Source organism: Kitasatospora sp. NPDC023120 (genome assembly GCF_055560835.1).
In genome coordinates, this window is record NZ_JBVHHY010000002.1 from 207,833 (window position 1) to 226,027 (window position 18,195).

Annotated in this window: 16 protein-coding genes, 1 pseudogene and 1 riboswitch; of the genes and pseudogenes, 9 read left to right on the forward strand and 8 right to left on the reverse strand. The window is 72.0% G+C overall.

The window, feature by feature from the left end:
• Positions 1 to 28 precede the first annotated feature (28 nt).
• The 5 genes and pseudogenes from alc to ACZ3TI_RS03535 form a co-directional block, all read right to left on the reverse strand.
• A pseudogene (gene alc / locus ACZ3TI_RS03515) lies at positions 29 to 1,075 on the reverse strand (allantoicase); the annotation flags it as partial.
• Positions 1,076 to 1,084: 9 nt separating this feature from the next.
• Positions 1,085 to 2,464: an allantoinase AllB gene (gene allB / locus ACZ3TI_RS03520; protein ID WP_465722830.1), complete on the reverse strand. Its 1,380-nt coding sequence runs from the start codon at positions 2,462 to 2,464 to the stop codon at positions 1,085 to 1,087.
• Between the two features lie 134 nt (positions 2,465 to 2,598).
• Positions 2,599 to 3,741: a glycerate kinase gene (locus ACZ3TI_RS03525; RefSeq protein WP_465722832.1), complete on the reverse strand. Its 1,143-nt coding sequence runs from the start codon at positions 3,739 to 3,741 to the stop codon at positions 2,599 to 2,601.
• A gap of 350 nt (positions 3,742 to 4,091) precedes the next feature.
• A complete protein-coding gene (locus ACZ3TI_RS03530; protein WP_465722833.1) occupies positions 4,092 to 4,979 on the reverse strand; it encodes a 2-hydroxy-3-oxopropionate reductase in 888 nt (295 codons plus the stop codon).
• Positions 4,980 to 5,030: 51 nt separating this feature from the next.
• On the reverse strand, positions 5,031 to 5,876 hold the full coding sequence (locus ACZ3TI_RS03535) for a TIM barrel protein (RefSeq protein WP_465722834.1): 846 nt from the start codon (positions 5,874 to 5,876) through the stop codon (positions 5,031 to 5,033).
• Between the two features lie 215 nt (positions 5,877 to 6,091).
• Here ACZ3TI_RS03535 and ACZ3TI_RS03540 point away from each other — a divergent pair, with 215 nt between their 5' ends.
• The 7 genes from ACZ3TI_RS03540 to ACZ3TI_RS03570 all read left to right on the forward strand — a co-directional run bounded on the left by ACZ3TI_RS03540 (position 6,092) and on the right by ACZ3TI_RS03570 (position 12,113).
• On the forward strand, positions 6,092 to 6,337 hold the full coding sequence (locus ACZ3TI_RS03540) for a thiamine-binding protein (RefSeq protein ID WP_465723328.1): 246 nt from the start codon (positions 6,092 to 6,094) through the stop codon (positions 6,335 to 6,337).
• Positions 6,334 to 6,714 (forward strand): helix-turn-helix domain-containing protein, encoded by a 381-nt coding sequence (locus ACZ3TI_RS03545; RefSeq protein WP_465722835.1) that lies wholly within the window; start codon positions 6,334 to 6,336, stop codon positions 6,712 to 6,714. The genes ACZ3TI_RS03540 and ACZ3TI_RS03545 overlap by 4 nt, the downstream gene beginning before the upstream one ends.
• A gap of 228 nt (positions 6,715 to 6,942) precedes the next feature.
• On the forward strand, positions 6,943 to 7,446 hold the full coding sequence (gene uraD / locus ACZ3TI_RS03550) for a 2-oxo-4-hydroxy-4-carboxy-5-ureidoimidazoline decarboxylase (protein ID WP_465722836.1): 504 nt from the start codon (positions 6,943 to 6,945) through the stop codon (positions 7,444 to 7,446).
• A 133-nt stretch (positions 7,447 to 7,579) separates the two neighbouring features.
• Positions 7,580 to 7,915 (forward strand): hydroxyisourate hydrolase, encoded by a 336-nt coding sequence (gene uraH / locus ACZ3TI_RS03555; protein ID WP_465722837.1) that lies wholly within the window; start codon positions 7,580 to 7,582, stop codon positions 7,913 to 7,915.
• Between the two features lie 32 nt (positions 7,916 to 7,947).
• On the forward strand, positions 7,948 to 8,868 hold the full coding sequence (gene pucL, locus ACZ3TI_RS03560; RefSeq protein ID WP_465722838.1) for a factor-independent urate hydroxylase: 921 nt from the start codon (positions 7,948 to 7,950) through the stop codon (positions 8,866 to 8,868).
• A 329-nt stretch (positions 8,869 to 9,197) separates the two neighbouring features.
• Positions 9,198 to 10,658 (forward strand): nucleobase:cation symporter-2 family protein, encoded by a 1,461-nt coding sequence (locus tag ACZ3TI_RS03565; protein ID WP_465722840.1) that lies wholly within the window; start codon positions 9,198 to 9,200, stop codon positions 10,656 to 10,658.
• A 69-nt stretch (positions 10,659 to 10,727) separates the two neighbouring features.
• The gene (locus ACZ3TI_RS03570; protein WP_465722842.1) at positions 10,728 to 12,113 is read left to right on the forward strand and encodes an 8-oxoguanine deaminase; all 1,386 of its coding nucleotides are present in this window, start codon (positions 10,728 to 10,730) and stop codon (positions 12,111 to 12,113) included.
• A gap of 274 nt (positions 12,114 to 12,387) precedes the next feature.
• Here the strand turns inward: ACZ3TI_RS03570 and ACZ3TI_RS03575 are convergent, their stop codons facing one another.
• Both ACZ3TI_RS03575 and aceB read right to left on the reverse strand, forming a co-directional pair.
• The gene (locus ACZ3TI_RS03575) at positions 12,388 to 12,789 is read right to left on the reverse strand and encodes an allophanate hydrolase-related protein (protein WP_465722844.1); all 402 of its coding nucleotides are present in this window, start codon (positions 12,787 to 12,789) and stop codon (positions 12,388 to 12,390) included.
• A 144-nt stretch (positions 12,790 to 12,933) separates the two neighbouring features.
• Positions 12,934 to 14,586, reverse strand: coding sequence for a malate synthase A (gene aceB, locus ACZ3TI_RS03580; protein ID WP_465722846.1), 1,653 nt, complete (start codon positions 14,584 to 14,586; stop codon positions 12,934 to 12,936).
• Positions 14,587 to 14,799: 213 nt separating this feature from the next.
• Between aceB and ACZ3TI_RS03585 the strand changes: the two genes are divergently transcribed.
• Together ACZ3TI_RS03585 and ACZ3TI_RS03590 are read left to right on the forward strand one after the other, a co-directional pair.
• Entirely contained in the window at positions 14,800 to 15,597 is a 798-nt protein-coding gene (locus tag ACZ3TI_RS03585) for an IclR family transcriptional regulator (protein ID WP_465722848.1), read from the forward strand.
• Positions 15,598 to 15,880: 283 nt separating this feature from the next.
• Positions 15,881 to 16,471, forward strand: a complete 591-nt coding sequence (locus tag ACZ3TI_RS03590; RefSeq protein WP_465722850.1) for a hypothetical protein — start codon at positions 15,881 to 15,883, stop codon at positions 16,469 to 16,471.
• 88 nt (positions 16,472 to 16,559) lie between these two features.
• Here the strand turns inward: ACZ3TI_RS03590 and ACZ3TI_RS03595 are convergent, their stop codons facing one another.
• On the reverse strand, positions 16,560 to 17,804 hold the full coding sequence (locus ACZ3TI_RS03595; protein ID WP_465722852.1) for a glycoside hydrolase family 16 protein: 1,245 nt from the start codon (positions 17,802 to 17,804) through the stop codon (positions 16,560 to 16,562).
• A gap of 1 nt (position 17,805) precedes the next feature.
• A riboswitch (cyclic di-AMP (ydaO/yuaA leader) is annotated at positions 17,806 to 17,929 on the reverse strand.
• Between the last annotated feature and the right edge of the window lie 266 nt (positions 17,930 to 18,195).

The window sequence follows — 18,195 nt, forward strand, 5'->3', positions numbered from 1 at the left end:
CCTCGGCGGCCGGGACGGCGTCGAACCAGCGCAGCGCGAGGGCGGCGCGGCCGGCCTCGGTGAGGCGGCCGGTGAGCCGCAGGCGGGCGAGCCCGCCGTCCGGATAGACGTTGATCCGCACGTGGGTCACCGGGCGGCCGGTGTCGAGCCGGAAGCGGTGCCGGGTGTCGGGCTGCAGGCGGGTGCGGGGCAGCAGCTCGAACCACTCGCCGTCGGCCGGGTCGGTCCCGGTCGAGGCGTCGAAGCCGATCAGGTCGGCCCAGCCGGGAGCGTTGGCGACGAAGTGGGTGGTGTCCACCTCGGCGGCCAGGACCTCGCCGCCCCCGGCCAGGGCGATCTGTACCCAGTCGTTGGCCTTGTCGCGCCGACGCCGGGTCTCCCAACCCTCGCCCATGACGGAGGCGCGGCCGGGAGCGTTCAGGTTGTGCGGGGAGGAGAAGTAGCGGTCGGACGCCGCCTCGGCCACGCCGCCGTACTCCTGGGCGGCCAGGTCGAAGGTGAGGCCGTCCAGCTCGCGCGGGTCGGGCAGCACCTCGCCGTGCACGCGCAGCCGGGCGACGCCGCCGTCCGGGAAGATGTTCAGCCGTACGTGGGTGTAGCGGGTGGCGTCCTCGACGGCGAACTCGTGGGCGGTGTCCCCCCGCAGCGGGGTGCGCGGCACGATCGTGGTCCACTCGGCGGTCTGCAGCTCCTCGGGCGAGGGCCGGCCGGGGACGGACGCGGCCTCGACGGAGCCGGACTCCGGGTAGTTGCCGGTGAAGTGGGCGGTGTCCACGATCACGCCGCGGATCACGCCCGCGGCGCCGAGCCGGACGATCGCCCAGTCGTGGTCCTGGTCGGTGGGGTGCGGCTGCTCGGCGGAGACGCCGCGGCGGCGCTTGGACTCCCAGCCGTCCATGATCTGGCCCTTGTGGCCGAAGGTGTGCGGGCGGAACTCGGCCGGCTTGGCGACCAGCAGGTTCTCGGCGTCCGCGAAGGTGTCCTCGTTGGTGGCGACGACGCCCGCGCCGAGCAGCCGGGAGGCCAGGTTGACCAGCTCGGTGAAGGGAGCACTCGGGGTCTCGGCAGTGGTCACTGACTCTCCTCAGGAGACGCTGTTGACAAGGGAGTTGGTGGGACGGGCGAGCTGGCGGCCGAAGGGCCGGCCGGCGGTGTCCACCTCGCGGCCGCGCAGCCAGGTGCGGCGCACCGCGCCGGTGAGGGTCCGGCCCGCGTACGGGGTCACCGGGTTGCGGTGGTGCAGGCCGCTCGCCCGGACGGCGAATTCGCCGTCGGGGTCGAAGGCGACCAGGTCGGCGTCGCGGCCGGGCGCGATGGCGCCCTTGGTGTCGGTGAGGCCGACCAGTTCGGCCGGTCCGGCGGACATCCAGCGCACGACGTCGGACAGGGTGTGGCCGCGGCGGCGGGCCTCGGTCCAGACGGCCGGCAGGCCGAGCTGCAGCGAGGCGATCCCGCCCCAGGCCTGCGCGAAGTCCCCGCTGCCGCCGTACTCGGGCAGCAGCTTGAGGTCGGGGGTGGACGGCGAGTGGTCGGAGACGACGGCGATGAACTCACCGTTCGCCAGGGCCTCCCAGAGCGCGTCCCGGTTGGACTCGTCGCGGATCGGCGGGCAGCACTTGAAGGCGGTGTCACCGTCGGGCACCTGCTCGGCCGTGAGGGTCAGGTAGTGCGGACAGGTCTCGGCGGTCACCCGGACGCCGTCCTCGCGCGCCCGGCGCAGCAGCGGCAGGACGGCGGCGGAGGACACGTGCAGGATGTGGACCCGGGCGCCGGTGCGCCGGGCGGTGTCGAGCAGCCGGGCGACGGCCGCGGTCTCCGCGTCGGCGGGGCGGGAGGCCAGGAAGTCCCGGTAGTGGACGCCGGGTTGCTGCGGGGCGGCGGCGAGGACGGTCGGGTCCTCGGCGTGGATGATCGCCAGCGCCCCGATCCGTGCCTGCTCGGCCAGCGCGGCCTCCAGGTCGGCGGCCTCGACGTGCGGGAACTCGTCCACCCCGGAGGGGGCGAGGAAGCTCTTGAAGCCGAACACGCCCTCGCGGTGCAGGGGTTCGAGGTCCGCGACGTTGCCGGGGACGGCGCCGCCCCAGAAGCCGAGGTCGACCCAGGCCTGACCCTCGGCGGTCTTCCGCTTGACCGCCAGTCCCTCCACCGTGGTGGTGGGCGGGATCGAGTTGAGCGGCATGTCGATGATCGTGGTGACGCCGCCGGCCGCGGCGGCCCGGGTGGCGGTGGCGAAGCCCTCCCACTCGGTGCGGCCGGGTTCGTTGACGTGCACGTGGGTGTCGACCAGGCCGGGCAGCAGGGCGGCGTCTCCGAGGTCGGCGAGCTCGCGGTCGCCGACGGTGAGTTCGCCGTGCGCGACGACCTGCTCGATCCTCCCGTCCCGGATCAGCACGTCCGCGGGGCCCTCGCCGTCGGGCAGGACCACCCGCCGGGAGCGGATCACCGTCGGTTGGCTGAAAGGCATGGGAGACCTCCGAAACCTGGGAGTTGGGGCTGGTTTGGGGGTGCCGGAGCACGGGGGAGGCGAGGGATTGCCGGGAGCCTAGGCCCGCCTTCAACAAAACGTCAATGGATGAACCTACGATGAACCTCCGGGCCTCAGCCCGACAGCAGCTCCCCGGCCAGCTTCTCCCCGGCGACCTCGGCCAGCTCGGCGGCCCTGGTCATGCTGTCCCCCGGCTGCTCGGCCAGGTCGGTCAGCGCGATCGCGGCGGCGAAACCGGCCGCCCGCCACTCGGGCTCGGAGAGCTCCAGTCGACCCGCCACGGCAGCCACCCGAACCCCCGCCCGGGCGGCTGCCGCGGCAACTCCGGCGGGGGCCTTGCCGTGGAGCGTCTGCGCGTCCAGGCAGCCCTCGCCGGTCACGACGAGGCGTGCCCCACGCACGGCCTCGTCGAAACCCAGCAGGTCGAGCAGCAGCTCGATGCCGGGTCGCATGGTGGCGCCGAGCAGGGCGAGGGCGGCGAAGCCCACCCCGCCCGCGGCCCCGGCGCCGGGGGCCTCGCGGAGGTCCCGGCCGGTGGCCTCGGCGACCAGGTCGGCGAACCGGGTCAGCCCTTCCTCCAGGACCACCAGGTCGTCGCCGTCGGCGCCCTTCTGCGGGCCGTAGACGGCGGTGGCGCCGCGCGGCCCGAGCAGCGGGTTGTCCACGTCGCAGGCGACCACGATCTCGACACCGCCCAGCACGTCCGCCGGCGGACCCGGGTCGATCTCCGCCAGCCGGCGCAACGCCGCCCCGCCGGGCGGGAGTTCGGCGCCGTCGGCGTCGTGCAGGCGGACCCCGAGCGCCTGCACCATGCCCGCGCCGCCGTCCGTGGAGGCGCTGCCGCCCAGGCCCAGCACGATCCGCTTGACGCCGAGCGAGACGGCCCGGGCGATCAGCTGGCCCACCCCGTAGGAGCCGGCCGCCAGCGGGGCGGTCCTGCCTCCGGGCAGCCGGGCGAGGCCTGAGGCCTGCGCCAGCTCGACCACGGCGGTGTCGCCCCGGACGGCGAGCGCGGCGTCCACCGGCAGGCCGGTCGGGCCAGCCACCTTCGCCGGGACGCGCTCGAAGCCGGCTGCCAGCGCGGCGGCCAGGGTGCCCTCGCCGCCGTCGGCGACGGGCAGCTCGCGCACCTCGGTGCCGGGCGCGACGCGGCGGATGCCGGCCGCGATCCGGGCGGCCACCTCGGCGCCCTCCAGGGTGCCCTTGAACTTGTCGGGGGCGACGACCACATGGCCCTGGCGGGGGGTGGGGGGCATGGTGCGGTCCTCGCTTCCGTACGGGTGTGGCGTGGTTCTTGCGGAGTGCGTCCAGCATGTGCCCGGAGGTCCGGGGGTGCGACCCCCTCCCCGCCGTTCCCCCGTCCCGCTTCCGACGTACGGGGGCTCCCCTCGGCGGGGAGGGGGCCAGGCGACGCGCAGGCACGACCGAAGTGCCCCCTCGGGAGGGGTTGCGCATCACCGGCTGGATCGACCGGCGGGCGGGCGGATGAGCCCCGGCCCGCGCGCCGGTCGGGTCGTACCTCCTGGCGGCGCGGGCACGACCGGATGGGTACACGCCGCCAGGAGGAGCTCGGGGCGGGGGCTCCGCGCGGGAGCCCCCGGGGGTGTCAGTTGATTTCGCGGCCGGAGAGCCGCTCGACGCCGCGCAGCAGCGCCGAGTGGTCGAGCGAGCCGTCGCCGTTGGCCCGGGCCGAGGCGACCAGCTGGGCCACCACGGCGCCGACCGGCAGCGCGGCACCCACCGCGCGGGCGGCGTCGGTGACGATGCCCATGTCCTTGTGGTGCAGGTCGATCCGGAAGCCGGGGGCGAACTCGCGGTTCAGCATGTTCGCCTTCTTGCGGTTGAGCACGGTCGAGCCGGCCAGGCCGCCGCCGAGCACGTCCAGCGCGGCCTGCAGGTCGACCCCGGCGTTCTCCAGGAACACCACGGCCTCGGCGAGCACCTGGATGTTGACGGCGACGATCAGCTGGTTGGCGGCCTTGACGGTCTGGCCGGCGCCGGCCGGGCCGACGTGGATGACCGTGGTGCCGAGCGCGTCGAACAGCGGCTTCGCCTCGGCGAAGTCCTCGGCGGCACCGCCGACCATGATCGACAGGACCGCCTCGACGGCGCCGGCCTCGCCGCCGGAGACCGGGGCGTCCAGGGTGCGGATGCCCTTCTCCCTGGCGGCCGCCTCGACCTTGATCGAGGTCTGCGGGGTGATCGAGGACATGTCGATCACCAGGCTGCCGGGCCTGGCGTTCTCCAGGACGCCGCCCTCGCCCAGGATGACCTGCTCGACCTGCGGGTCGGCCGGGACCATCGTGATGACGACCTCGGCGTCCCGCACCGCGTCCGCGATCGAGGCGGCACCGTGGCCGCCAACCGCGACCAGGGCGTCGATCTGCGGCTGGGTGAGGTTGAAGCCGGTGACGTGGTGGCCGGCTTTGACCAGGTTGGCGGCCATCGGGCTGCCCATGATGCCGAGGCCGATGAAGGCGATCTTGCGGCTCATCGCGTCGTTCCTTACGTCGTTCGTGGGGTGGGGAGGCTGGTGGACGGGCGCTTACTCGGCGGCGCGCAGCTCGCGCGGCAGCCACCCGAAGCTGTCGGCGCTGACGCCGCCGGAGGGGCGGTACTCCAGGCCGATCGGGCCGGTGTAGCCGGCGGCGGTGAGCCGGGCGAACAGGTCCTCGAAGTCCAGTCCGCCGGTGCCGGGCTCGTTGCGGCCCGGGTTGTCGGCGATCTGCACGTGGCCGATGCGGTCGGCGTAGGAGTCGATGACCTGCGCCAGGTCCTCGCCGTTCTTGGCCAGGTGGTACAGGTCGCACAGGAACCGGGCGTTGCCCAGGCCGGTGGCGGCGTTGACCTTGTCGACCACCTCGACGGCGGCGGCGGCCGAGACCAGCGGGTAGTCCGGGGACTCGGCCCGGTTCAGGGCCTCGACCAGCAGGATCGCGCCGACCTCGTGCGCGGCCTTCGCGGCGAGCACCAGGTTCTCCAGTGCGAGCGCGTCCTGCTCGGCCGCCTCGACGCCCTCGACCCGGTTGCCGTACAGCGCGTTGAGCGCCTTGGTGCCGAGCGAGGCGGCGAGCTCCGCCGCGACCGGGACGTTCGCCCGGAAGCGGTCCCGCTCGGACGGCACCGAGACGGTACCGCGGGCGCCCCGGCTCAGGTCGTCCAGGAAGTTGAGGCCGGTGAGCCGTACCCCGGCGTCGGTGAACGCCTTGCGCAGCGCGTCCAGTTCGGCCGCGGAGGGGTCGTGCTCCTCACCGAAGGGCCACCAGAGCTCGGCGGCGGTGAAGCCGGCCGCGGCGGCCGCGGCGGGACGCTCCAGGAGCGGCAGCTCGCCGAACAGGATCGACAGGTTGACCGTGAAGTGGTGCTCGGCAGCAGCCGTCACGTCAATCACCTCTCATCTCTCTTCCGTCATCCGCAACTTCCACGATCCGGAAGAGGGATTCTGTGTGGTGGAAGCATCTCCGTCCGACGGGGCGAGCGTCAAGGGAGTCGCAACATTTTGTTGAAGACGCTCGCCGGGTGCTCCGACGTCGGGGATCCGCCTGTTCGATCACCCAGCCCCTGCCCGCCCGCACGCCCGCTCGATACAGTGATCCCGTGCGATTGATGGTGGAGTTCACGACAGAACCGTTCGAACTGGACACGTTCCCGGAGCACGCCTCGGCGGCCCGCAAGGTCGTCGACGAGGCCGGCCTGGCCGTGTCGGTCGGCCCCTTCGGGACCGGCGCCGAAGGCGAGGCCGATCAGGTCCTCACCGCGGTGACCAAGCTGCTCCGGGAGACCCTGGACGCCGGGGCGACCCGCATCTCGGTCCAGGTCAGCGTCCTGGACGAGGAGGGCGGTGCGCCGTGACCGAGCACGTGGAACACCCGCTCGCCGCGGCGGTGAAGCCGCTGCTGGACGCGGTCGGCGCGACGCCCGTCCCGCTGGACGAGGCGAGGGCCGAGGACGTCATCCTGGAGTGGGAGGGCGCGCCGGCCCTGGCCGTCCGGCTGCCGCACCTGAGCAGCGCGCTGGACCGGCTGCTGGCCGAGATGACCCGCCAGTTCGACGGCCGCCCGCTGGCCGAGCTGGACCGACTGGAGAAGCAGCGGGTCGTCGCCCTGCTGGAGGAGCGCGGCGCCTTCACCGTCCGCCACGGGGTCGAGACGGTCGCCTCGGCCCTGGGCGTCAGCCGGTTCACGGTGTACAACTACCTGAACCGCCAGGACGGCTCGAAGACCTCCTGAGAGCCCCCTGCGCGGGGTTCGCGCAGGAGGCCCCCGAACGGGTGACCCCGCCGGTGCGGCCAGTCTGGACCGGCACGCGGCGGGGCACACTTGGCGAATCGCACACGAAAGGGCCCGGCACCCCGGGCCGGTTCAAAACGTAACCACCAACCGTTCAACAAAGTGTTGACGGCCGGGTGGGGTCGATCTAGCTTTTGCGGGTGGCACCACTCTTCAGGAGGTCCACTCGTGACCAACCACCCCCACGCCCTTGACGCCCTGGCCGCGGCCGATGCCGCGGAGCTGGAAGCGATCCTGCTGGAGGTATGCTCCAGCCCCCGTTGGGCCGCCGCGGTCGCGGAGGCCAAGCCCTGGTCCGACCGCGAGGCCCTGTTCGCCGCCAACGCGGCCGCCATGGCGTCGCTGACGACCGAGGACCTGCGCGACGCGATGGCCGGCCACGCCCGGATCGGCACGCCCAAGGCGGGCGACGCCACCTCCGAGCGCGAGCAGGCCGGGATCCAGGGCGTGGACCAAGCGGTCCTCGACGAACTGCGCGAGGCCAACGCCGCCTACGAGGCGAAGTTCGGCCACGTGTTCCTGATCTGCGCGACCGGCCGCACCGCGGTCGGCATGCTCGCCGCCCTGCGCGAGCGTCACCCCAACGACGCCGCCACCGAGGCGGAGATCGTCCGCGAGGAGCTGCGCAAGATCAACGACATTCGCCTCGGGCGCCTGCTCGACGGCTCCTGACCCAGCACCGAAACATTCCTGACGTACTGTCAGATTTGTTCGTGTCGGGTTCGCCGCGCTCGCGCACCGGGCATGCATGTCGCTCGAAACATGACGCTCCATCACATCTGCCATCAGTAAGGTCACTTCACCCATGACTGGCATCTCCACCCACGTGCTCGACACCAGCCTCGGCCGCCCGGCCGAGGGTGTCCCGGTCGAGCTCGCACTGCACACCGAGGGTGGCTGGCAGGTGCTCGGCACCTCCGCCACGGACTCCGACGGCCGGGTCAAGGACCTGCCGGCCGTGGAGGCGGGCTCGGTCGTCCGGCTGCTCTTCGACACCGGCGCCCACTACGCGCTCAAGTCGACCGAGCCGCCGTTCTTCCCCGAGGTCTCGATCGTCTTCACGGTCGCGCCCGAACAGCACCACTACCACGTGCCGCTGCTGCTCAACCCGTTCGGATACTCGGTCTACCGCGGAAGCTAGTAGACCGACCTGGAAGCTCTAGGAGCCACGTCATGGCCCACGTGCTCGGTCAGAACCAGTACGGCAAGGCGGAGAACCGGATCGTCCGGATCTACCGCGACTCCACCCGGCACGAGATCAAGGACCTGAACGTCTCGGTCTCCCTCCAGGGTGAGTTCGAGGACGTCCACCTCACCGGGTCCAACGCCAACTGCCTCCCCACCGACACCACCAAGAACACCGTGTACGCCTTCGCCAAGGAGTACGGCATCGAGTCGGCCGAGGCCTTCGGCATCGTCCTGGCCCGCCACTTCGTCGACGACACCGAGCGCGGCGTCGTGCACGGCGCCCGGATCCGGATCGAGGAGTACGCCTGGGACCGGATCAGGACGCCGGACAGCTCGGCCCGCTTCATCGGCTCGGAGGAGGTCGGCCACTCGTTCGTCCGCAACGGCCAGGAGACCCGCACCACCGAGGTCTTCTACGACGGCGAGACCGTCCAGGTCATCTCCGGCCTGAAGGACCTCGTGGTGATGAACTCCACCAACTCGGAGTTCTGGGGCTACATCAAGGACAAGTACACCACCCTGCAGGAGGCGTACGACCGCATCCTCGCCACCCAGGTGACCGCCCGCTGGAAGTACGGCTACAGCGGCAAGGACGGCGAGGCCCAGCCCAACTGGAACCGCTCCTACGCCCACGTGAAGCGGCACCTGCTGGAGGCGTTCGCCGAGACCTACTCCTACTCGCTGCAGCAGACCCTGCACGCGATGGGCACCCGGGTCCTCAACAACCGCGCCGAGGTGGACGAGGTACGCCTCGAACTGCCCAACAAGCACCACTTCCTCGTCGACCTCGAGCCCTTCGGCCTCAAGAACGACAACGAGGTCTACTACGCCGCGGACCGCATGTACGGCCTGATCGAGGGCACCGTGCACCGCGAGGGCGTCGTCCCGGTCATCCCGGTCGTCTGACCTCCCCCGCATCCGTGGACTGCGCCCGGAATCGCCGCACCCTCCGGCCCTCGTCGGCCGGTCGAGTCCGGGCGGGCCGGTCCATCCGCACCACCCGCACCACCTCTTTCACCACCCGCACCACCTGTGTCTCCACCCGCACCACCTGTGTCTCCACCCGCACCACCTGTTTCTCCACCCCCACCAACCGGAGTTCGTGTCTGCCTCACGGCGGCCGGCCCGGGGCACTGGAGAAGCGCTCCGAGGAATCCTTGCTCCGCCGTCCCGTCCTCGGGGGGTCTCCAGCGCCACGGGCGCGCCGGGAGCCACGGGCACAAGAGGGGCTCGACATGGCACCCAGCAACACCAGCAGTACAGACGGCGGTTCCACCCAAGCAAGACCTCCTGGCCCGGACACGTCCACCAGCCTCCCCGGCACCGCGTCCGGGCCGGGAATCCACCCCGTGGACGAGTTGCTGCCCCCGGTGAAGCTGTTCTCCACCGGCCTCCAGCACGTCGCCGCGATGTACGCGGGAGTCGTCGCACCCCCGCTCATCGTCGGCGCCGGCGTCGGGCTCTCCCCCGCCGAACTCGCCCTGCTCATATCGGCCAGCCTGTTCACCGCCGGACTGGCCACCCTCCTCCAGACCCTCGGCGTCTGGAAGATCGGCGCGCGACTGCCGTTCGTCAACGGCGTCTCCTTCGCGGGGGTCGCGCCCATGATCGCCATCGCCAAGGAGCACGGTCCGAAGCACGCCCTCCCGGTGATCTTCGGAGCGGTGATCGTCGCGGGGCTCCTGTGCTTCCTCGCGGCGCCGTACTTCTGCAAGCTCATCCGGTTCTTCCCCCCGGTCGTCCAGGGCACCGTGATCACCCTCATCGGGGTGTCCCTGCTCCCGGTGGCGGTCAACTGGGCGCGCGGCGGCTCGCCGAGCGCCCCCGGGTACGGCTCCATGCGGGCCATCGGCCTCGCCGCGATCACCCTCGTCGCGGTGGTGCTCTGCAACCGGCTGCTGCGCGGCTTCTGGCAGCAGCTGTCCCTGCTCGTCGGCCTGGCGTTCGGCGCCCTGATCGCCTTTCCGCTGGGGCTGGCCGACTTCGGCGCGGTCCGGGACGCGAAGGTCTTCGCGCTCCCCTCCCCGTTCCACTTCGGCGCGCCCGAGTTCGACGCGGCCGCGATCGTCTCGCTCTGCATCGTCATGGTGGTCTCGATGACCGAGTCCACCGCCGACATGCTCGCGCTCGGCAAGATCGTCGACCGCGAGGCCGACGAGCCCACGCTCGCCGCCGGCCTGCGCGCCGACGGCCTGGCCACCGCGCTCAGCCCCGTCTTCAACGGCTTCGCCGCCAGCGCCTTCGCCCAGAACATCGGGCTGGTGGCGCTGACGAAGATCCGCAGCCGCTACGTGGTCGCGGCCGGCGGAGGCATCCTGGTCCTGCTGGGGCTGTTCCCCGTGCTGGGCTCGGTCGTCTCCCTGGTACCGCAGTCCGTCCTCGGCGGCGCCGGGATCGTGCTCTTCGGCACGGTCGCGGCGAGCGGCATCCGCACCCTCGCGGAGGCCGGCATGGAATCCAGCTCCCACACCATCCTGGTGTCGGTCTCACTCGGTGTCGGCATCATCCCGATCGCCGTGCCGACGTTCTACGACGCCTTCCCGGAGGCCGTCCGGACCCTGATGCACTCGGGGATCTCGGCCGGCTGCGTGATGGCCGTCCTGCTCAACCTGCTCTTCCACCACGTCAGAGCCCCCCGCCGGCGCCGATCCGGCCAGGGCTCCGGCGCGACGGTGCCGACGGCGACACCGTCCTGACCGGCCCGGGAGGAGCGCACCTCGCCCTGACGTGCTCTCCTCCCGGCCCTCCCCCATAGGAGTGACACCATGGCAGTCCAGCCCCCACCCGCCGACCAGCGGATCGTGATCGAGAACGTCGCGATCGCCACCGTGGACGCGAACGACACCGAGTACGCCCGCGGGCACGTGGTCATCCTCGGCAACACGATCGAGGCGGTCGGCGACGGCCCGGCCCCCGCGTGGCTGGACAACGTGGTGCGCCGGATCAACGGCGAGGGCCACCTGATCACCCCCGGCCTGGTCAACACCCACCACCACTTCTACCAGTGGATCACCCGCGGCCTCGCCCAGGACGACATCCTCTTCGACTGGCTGGTCGCCCTCTACCCGACCTGGGCCCGGATCGACGAGAAGCTCGTCCACGCCGCCAGCCAGGGCTCCGCCGCCGCACTGCTCAAGTCCGGCTGCACCACTGCCTCGGACCACCACTACGTCTTCCCCGAGGACGGCGGCGACGTCCTCGGGGCCTCCATCGAGGCCGTCCAGGAGCTCGGGCTGCGCTTCACCGCGCTGCGCGGCTCGATGGACCGCAGCAAGAAGGACGGCGGACTGCCGCCGGACCACGCCGTCGAGGAGCTGGACGACATCCTGGCCGCCTCCGAGGCCGCCGTCGACCGCTACCACGACTCCTCCTTCGGCTCGATGCTGCACGTCGCCATCGCGCCCTGCTCGCCCTTCTCGGTCTCCACCGACCTGCTCCGCCAGTCCGCCGAACTCGCCCGCCGCAAGGGCGTCCGGCTGCACACCCACGGCTCGGAGACCGCCGAGGAGGAGCAGTTCTGCAAGGAGCTGTTCGGCATGGGCCCGACCGACTACTTCGAGTCGGTGGGCTGGCTCGGCGAGGACGTCTGGATGGCGCACTGCGTCCACATGAACGACTCCGACATCGCCAAGTTCGCCGAGACCGGCACCGGCGTCGCCCACTGCCCGTCCTCCAACGCCCGCCTGGCCGCCGGCATCGCCCGGGTACCCGACATGCTCCGGGCCGGCGTCCCGGTCGGCCTCGGCGTGGACGGCACCGCCTCCAACGAGTCCGGCGAGCTCGGCACCGAGCTGCGCAACGCCCTGCTGATCAACCGGCTGCACGGCTCCCCGACCGCCCTCACCGGACGGCAGGCGCTGCGCCTCGGCACCATGGGCGGCGCCCGGGTGCTCGGCCGGCAGGACGAGATCGGCTCGATCGAGGTCGGCAAGCTCGCCGACCTGGCCCTGTGGAAGATCGACGGGGTCATGCACTCCTCCATCGCCGACCCGGTCGCCGCGCTCACCTTCGGCGCGCTGCCGCCGCTGTCGGTGCTGTTCGTCAACGGCAACGCGGTGGTCGAGAAGGGGCAGCTGACCACCGTCAACGAGGACCGGATCGCGCGCGACTGTGCCCGCGCCGCCAGGGAGCTGGCAGCCCGACCAGTCTGACGCCTCCTCGGACTCCGGGGCGCGCCCAGGGACGGTGCGCGCCCCGGACCCCGCGGGCCCGGCAGGGCCCACGGACTGCGGTCCCGAACCCACGGCGAGGGTTCGGGGCCGCGGCGTTCAGCGGGCAGCTTTCAGCGGACGGACTACGGACGACGGACGACAGCGAACAGATGACAGATGACGAAAGTTGTCATCTGTCATCTGTTCGCTGTTATCTGTTCTCTGTCGGTTGTTCGTTGACAGCGGCCGGCTGCCGGGTGTCGGCCGCCGGCCGTCAGGCCTCGCGCCCCAGCGTCGCCAGGTATGCGCGCCAGCCGCCGTGGTGGGTGATTTCGCGGTGGACGCCGCGCTCGACCTCGCCCCGGGCGAGCAGCATGGAGAGGCAGGCGGAGCCGTCCTCCAGCTCGATCACGCCCAGCTCCAGCTCGCGCGGCTCGCCGGGCAGGATCTCGTCCCGCAGCAGCTCCAGGCTGATGTCGTACAGCTCGCCCTCGATGGCCGTGTCGGCGCCCGGGTCGGGCAGCAGTCCGGGGCAGACGTCCGTCCCGCCGCTGTGGTCGATGGAGAAGAAGCGGTAGCCGGGGGCGGTCCGGGCGGGCCCGACCAGTGCGTCGGCGACCTTGGCGTGGAAGGGACCGCCGACCATCGCCTGGCCGTTGAAGAAGATGCGCGGCATGGGTGAACTCCTTACGGGAAAAAGACCGTTCCGCACGGCGACGAGAGGACAGGTGGATTCGTCGCCGTACGGAACGGAGTAACGGGCCGCCGGAGTGCTACAGCCTGGCAGGCGTCAGCGGTGGCGCCGGCGGATAGATTGGGCTCAGCCCAGCAGGGGAAGCGCGGGGAGGGTCAGGAAGTCCGCGAACTCCTCGGCCAGGGCGACCTGTTCGAAGAGTTGGGCGGCCTCGCGCCAGCGGCCGGCGTTGTAGGCCTCCTCGCCCGACTCGGCGAGGAGTTCGGCGAGTTCGGTGGCGACGAGGGTGCGGACCAGCTCGGCGGTGGCCTTCTCCCCGGTGTCGGAGAGCACGACCCCGTTGTGGATCCACTGCCAGATCTGCGAGCGCGAGATCTCGGCGGTGGCGGCGTCCTCCATCATGTTGAAGATGCCGACCGCGCCCAAGCCGCGCAGCCAGGCCTCGATGTAGCGGATGCCGACCTGGACGGCGTTGTGCAGCCCCGCGTGGGTGCAGGTGCCGCCGGCGCCGGCGATGTCGAGCAGCTGGGCTGCGGTGACCGGCTCGGACGGGCCGGGGTTGTCCTTCTGGTTGGGCCGCTCGCCGAGCACCGCGTCGAAGGACGCCCGGGCGACCGGCACCAGGTCCGGGTGGGCGACCCAGGAGCCGTCGAAGCCGTTGCCGGCCTCGCGGTCCTTGTCGGCCTTGACCTTCTCCAGCGCGGCAGCGTTGACCTCCGGGTCCTTGCGGCTGGGGATGAACGCGGCCATGCCGCCGATCGCGTGGGCGCCGCGCCGGTGGCAGGTCTGCACCAGCAGGCGGGTGTAGGCGGCCATGAAGGGCGAGGCCATGGTGACGCTGTTGCGGTCCGGCAGGATGTAGTGCTCACCGGCGTCGCGGAAGTTCTTGACGATCGAGAACAGGTAGTCCCAGCGTCCGGCGTTGAGTCCGGCCGCGTGGTCCCGCAGCTCGTACAGGATCTCGTCCATCTCGAACGCGGCGGTGATGGTCTCGATCAGGACGGTGGCGCGGATGGTGCCGCGCGGGATGCCGAGGCGGTCCTGGGTGTGGGTGAACACGTCGTTCCAGAGCCGGGCCTCGAGGTGGCTCTCGGTCTTCGGGAGGTAGAAGTACGGCCCCGAGTTGGGGTCCTCGGCGCCCTTGGCGAGCAGCCGGGCGGCGTTGTGGAAGAAGTAGAGGCCGAAGTCGACGAAGGCGCCGGCCACCGGGGTGCCGTCGACCAGCAGGTGGTTCTCGTCCAGGTGCCAGCCGCGCGGGCGGACCACGACGGTGGCGAGTTCGGCGGCGGGCTTGAGGGTGTAGGCCTTGCCGGCCGAGCTGGTGAAGTCGATCCGGCCCTCGAAGGCGTCGATCAGGTTGACCTGGCCGCTGACCACGTTCTCCCAGGTCGGGGAGGTGGCGTCCTCGAAGTCGGCGAGCCAGACCTTCGCCCCGGAGTTGAGGGCGTTGATGACCATCTTGCGGTCGGTGGGTCCGGTGATCTCGACCCGGCGGTCCCGGAGGGCGCGGGGCGCCTCGGCGACCTTCCAGTCACCGGCCCGGATGTCGGCGGTCTCGGGGAGGAAGTCCAGCGTGCCGGCCGCCGCGATCTCGGCGCGGCGGACCTTCCGCCTGGCCAGGAGCTCCTGCCTGCGGTCCTCGAAGGCGCGATGGAGGCCGACGACGAAGGCGACCGCCTCCGGAGTGAGCACCTCCTCCGCCCGGTGGACGCGCGGACCGGCGACAGTGACGACCGGAGCGGCGGGGGAGGCGCCGACGGGCCCCTGATCTGCAGCCATGAGCAGGACACTCCTAAGACGGTTGAGCCTGGCGAAGGGAGCTCCGATGGGAGCCTCCTCGGGAACTTCCTCTGGAACTTCCTCGATCGTTACCCGCCTGTCGGCGAGTTCGATTCTGTAAAGTGGAGACTAGTTTCCGCGATACAGAATTTCAACGGCTTGTTGAAGAGGTCGCCGGGACTCTACTCCTCCCCGACAGCGAAGGGAACGCCGGTGGTTGCGACCCCCGACACAGCATCGACGACAGGCGCCGACCGCGCGAGCGGCGGTGTGCAGTCCGTCGAGCGGGCCTTCCAACTCCTGGAGGCGCTGGCCGACTCCGGCGGCGTGGCCACGCTCAGCGAGCTCTCCACCAGTTCCGGCCTCCCGATGCCGACCATCCACCGACTGGTTCGTACCCTCGTCCAGCAGGGCTATGTCCGCCAGGACACGGCGCGCCGCTACACCCTCGGCCCCCGGCTGATCCGCCTCGGCGAGACCGCCGGCCGCCTGCTCGGCAGCTGGGCCCGCCCCTACCTGGCCGAACTCATGGAGGCCACCGGCGAGACCGCCAACCTGGCGGTGCTGGAGGGCGGCGAGGTGGTCTACGTCGGGCAGGTGCAGTCGCGGCGCTCGATGCGGATGTTCACCGAGGTCGGGCGGCGGGTGCAGCCGCACTGCACCGGCGTCGGCAAGGCACTGCTCGCCCAGCTCCCCGAAGACGAGGCGCGCGCCGTCCTCGGCCCCAACCCGCTGCCCGCGCACACGGAGTTCACGGTCACCGACCCGCAGGAGCTGATGCGCCAGCTCGCCGAGGCGCGCGAGCGCGGCTACGTGGTCGACGACCAGGAGCAGGAGATCGGCGTCCGCTGCATCGCCCTCGCCGTCCCGGGCGCGCCGACGCCCACCGCGCTCTCGGTCTCCGGACCGGAGGCCCGCATCCGCGCCCTGGAGGAACAGGCCGGGGCCGCCTCGCTGGTACCGGTGATGCAGCAGATCGCGACCCGGCTCGGGCAGGTCCTCGCCCCCTGACCGGCCTCGACCCGACGCCTCGTCAACCCCACACCCCGGCCCGGTACGGGAGACCGGACGCCCTTGGAACGGGCGACCGGACGTCCTCGGTACGGGAGACCGGACGTCCTCCATTCGGGCGGACGGCGAGCGGGGCGGGTCGGGTTACTCCCCGGTCGCGACGGCGGCTCGGCCACCCTGGTGCGGACGCGGCCCGCGACGGCGCGGGGCGCCGGAGCGCGAGAGCAGGGTGACCGGGATGAAGCACCGGGATGTACGGGGTGGCGCGGAGCCGCGCGGTGGCGTGGGGCGCAGGGTTCTCAGCCGGACGGGGCTGGTCGCGACCGTGGCGGCGGGCTGCGCGGTGGCGACGCTGGCCACCAGTCCGTCCTGGGCGCTGCGCCGACCGGAGCCCCGTCCGGCGGTGGAGGTCGTCGCTCCCGGCGCGCCGAGCGCGTCCGCCGTCCCCGAGGTGTCCACCCTGCCCGCCGTGGTCGCCCAACTGTCGAACTCCGACCTCGAGGTGGTCCGGCTCGACCCGGACCCGGCGACGCCCGGCGGCACCACGACCATCCACGCCTTCGTCGCCAACCGCGGCCCGGACACCACCGCCTCCCCGTTCACGGTCGTGGTCACGCTGCCGGAGGGCGTCACACCGGAGGGCCTGACCTTCCCCACGGACTGCGAGGTCCTCCAGAACGGCCACCGGGTGCGCTGCGTCTTCGGCGCCGGGCTGCCGGAGGAGCGCAGCGCGACCGCGCTCATCCGGGTGCGGCTCTCCCCCGACCTGCCGCTGGGCACGTACCAGGGGTGGGTCGCGGTGCGCAGCGCGGACGACCGGCACGAGGGCAACAACCGGGAGCCCTTCGACCTCGAGGTGGTCGAGACGACCTGACGGTTCCTGAACCACGTCCGTCCCACCGGGTGCCGGGCGCCGACGAGCGGCTGTCGGCGTCCGGCCGCCGGTGGGACGTCCTACCCGTTTACCGGTAGACGCGGACGTAGTCCGCCGCCATGGTGATCGGGGCGGTCCCCTGCGGCGCGGGGTGGTACTGCCCGGCGCACACCGAGAGGTTGAGGATCAGGTACGCCGACCAGTTGGCGCCGACGCCCTTGCCGTCCGAGAAGACCTTGACACCGTTGACGTACCAGTCCACCGAGGTGGCGCCGTAGTAGGTGCCGATGGTCACCCACTGGTCCTTCGCGATGGCGCTCGCGTCGGTGTAGTACTTTGGGTTGCCGGGGTTGACGTGGTTGGTCAGCTCCAGCAGGTTCGGGTTGTCGGGGTGGTACTCGAAGGAGTCGATCTCCCCGTTGCCGTTCTTCCAGGTCCACAGGGCCGGCCAGGCGCCGGTGCCCGCGGGCAGCTTGACCCGGGTCTCGGCGTAGTCGCCGGTCTTGACCTGGAAGCCCTCGCTGGAGCCCTCGGTGGTCAGGAAACCGGTGTTCCAGGACTGCTTGCCGTTCTCCAGGGCCGGACCGCCGGCGGTGGCGGTGAAGGTGGCGACCCCGTTCGCGACGCTGACGTTGTTCTTGTTCAGCCAGTCCAGCTTGTTGTCGTCCGGGTTGCGGTTCCCGTACTTGTAGGCGGTGCTCTTGTCGCCGACCCAGCGCTGGCCCCAGGAGATCGAGCCGTTGAACTCGTCGGACCAGGTCAGCGACTTGCCGGCGACCGGGGAGGACGGCGCGGGGGTGGTCGCGCTCGACGTGGCGGTGGGGGTCGAGGTGGCGGTCGGCGCCGGGGTGGGGGTGGCGGTCGCGGTGGTCGAGACGACCAGCTGCTGCGAGGGCAGGTTGTGCCAGGCGCCGCCGAGGTCCTGCCAGAAGCCGAACTGGGTGTACGTCCCGGCGGGCAGGGTGCGCGCCGCGCTGGTGAAGTTCACGCCGCTCGGGCAGATCTGCACGTTGGAGGCGTTGCCGGGGAAGTCCAGGTTGGTACCGCGCGCGTCGCGCACGCCCACGCCCACGGTCTTCGCGGTGAAGCAGGCCGAGGAGTGCAGGCTGAGCGAGGCGGTGGTGGCCTTGCCCGCGACCATGGTGGCGGGGGCGAGGCGGTCCTGGGTGACGGTCGGGAGGGTGGCGGCCTGGGCACCGGCGACGGCCGGCAGTCCGAGCAGGCCGGCCCCGCTGATGGCGAGCGCCCCGGTGGCGGCGAAGGCGGCGTTGCGGCCGCGGCGGGACGGGCGGGCGTGGCGCGGCGCGCGACGCTGGGCAGCAGGCTTGGGCATGAGGTGACCTCTGCGACGCCTGCGAGGTTAGCTGTCGGGTTCGGGCTGCAGTTGCCCGGCCGCTGTGGAGCGGCTTCACCCCTAGCCCAGCCCCGTACGCGCGAGCGCACGGGCCGGGCGCCGACCTTGGATCCCCCGCTCCTGTCCGCTGTGGTGCTCGGTGACCCGCCGGCGGGTGGACAGGACTCGGCGTCCCGGCGGCGGGGTCCGCGTCGGCGGACGACCGTTGCAGGCTAGGCAGGCTGTGCGTGAACGGACAACTCCCCCGGGCCGGTTGTCGTGTAGCTCACAGTGGTGTCGATCAACGACGCTGTGTGGTGGTCGAGTTGATCACTCACGTGGCTTGGCAGGATGCCCGGCCGGGTGTCCCGCGAGGGGTGTGCGGGGTGTC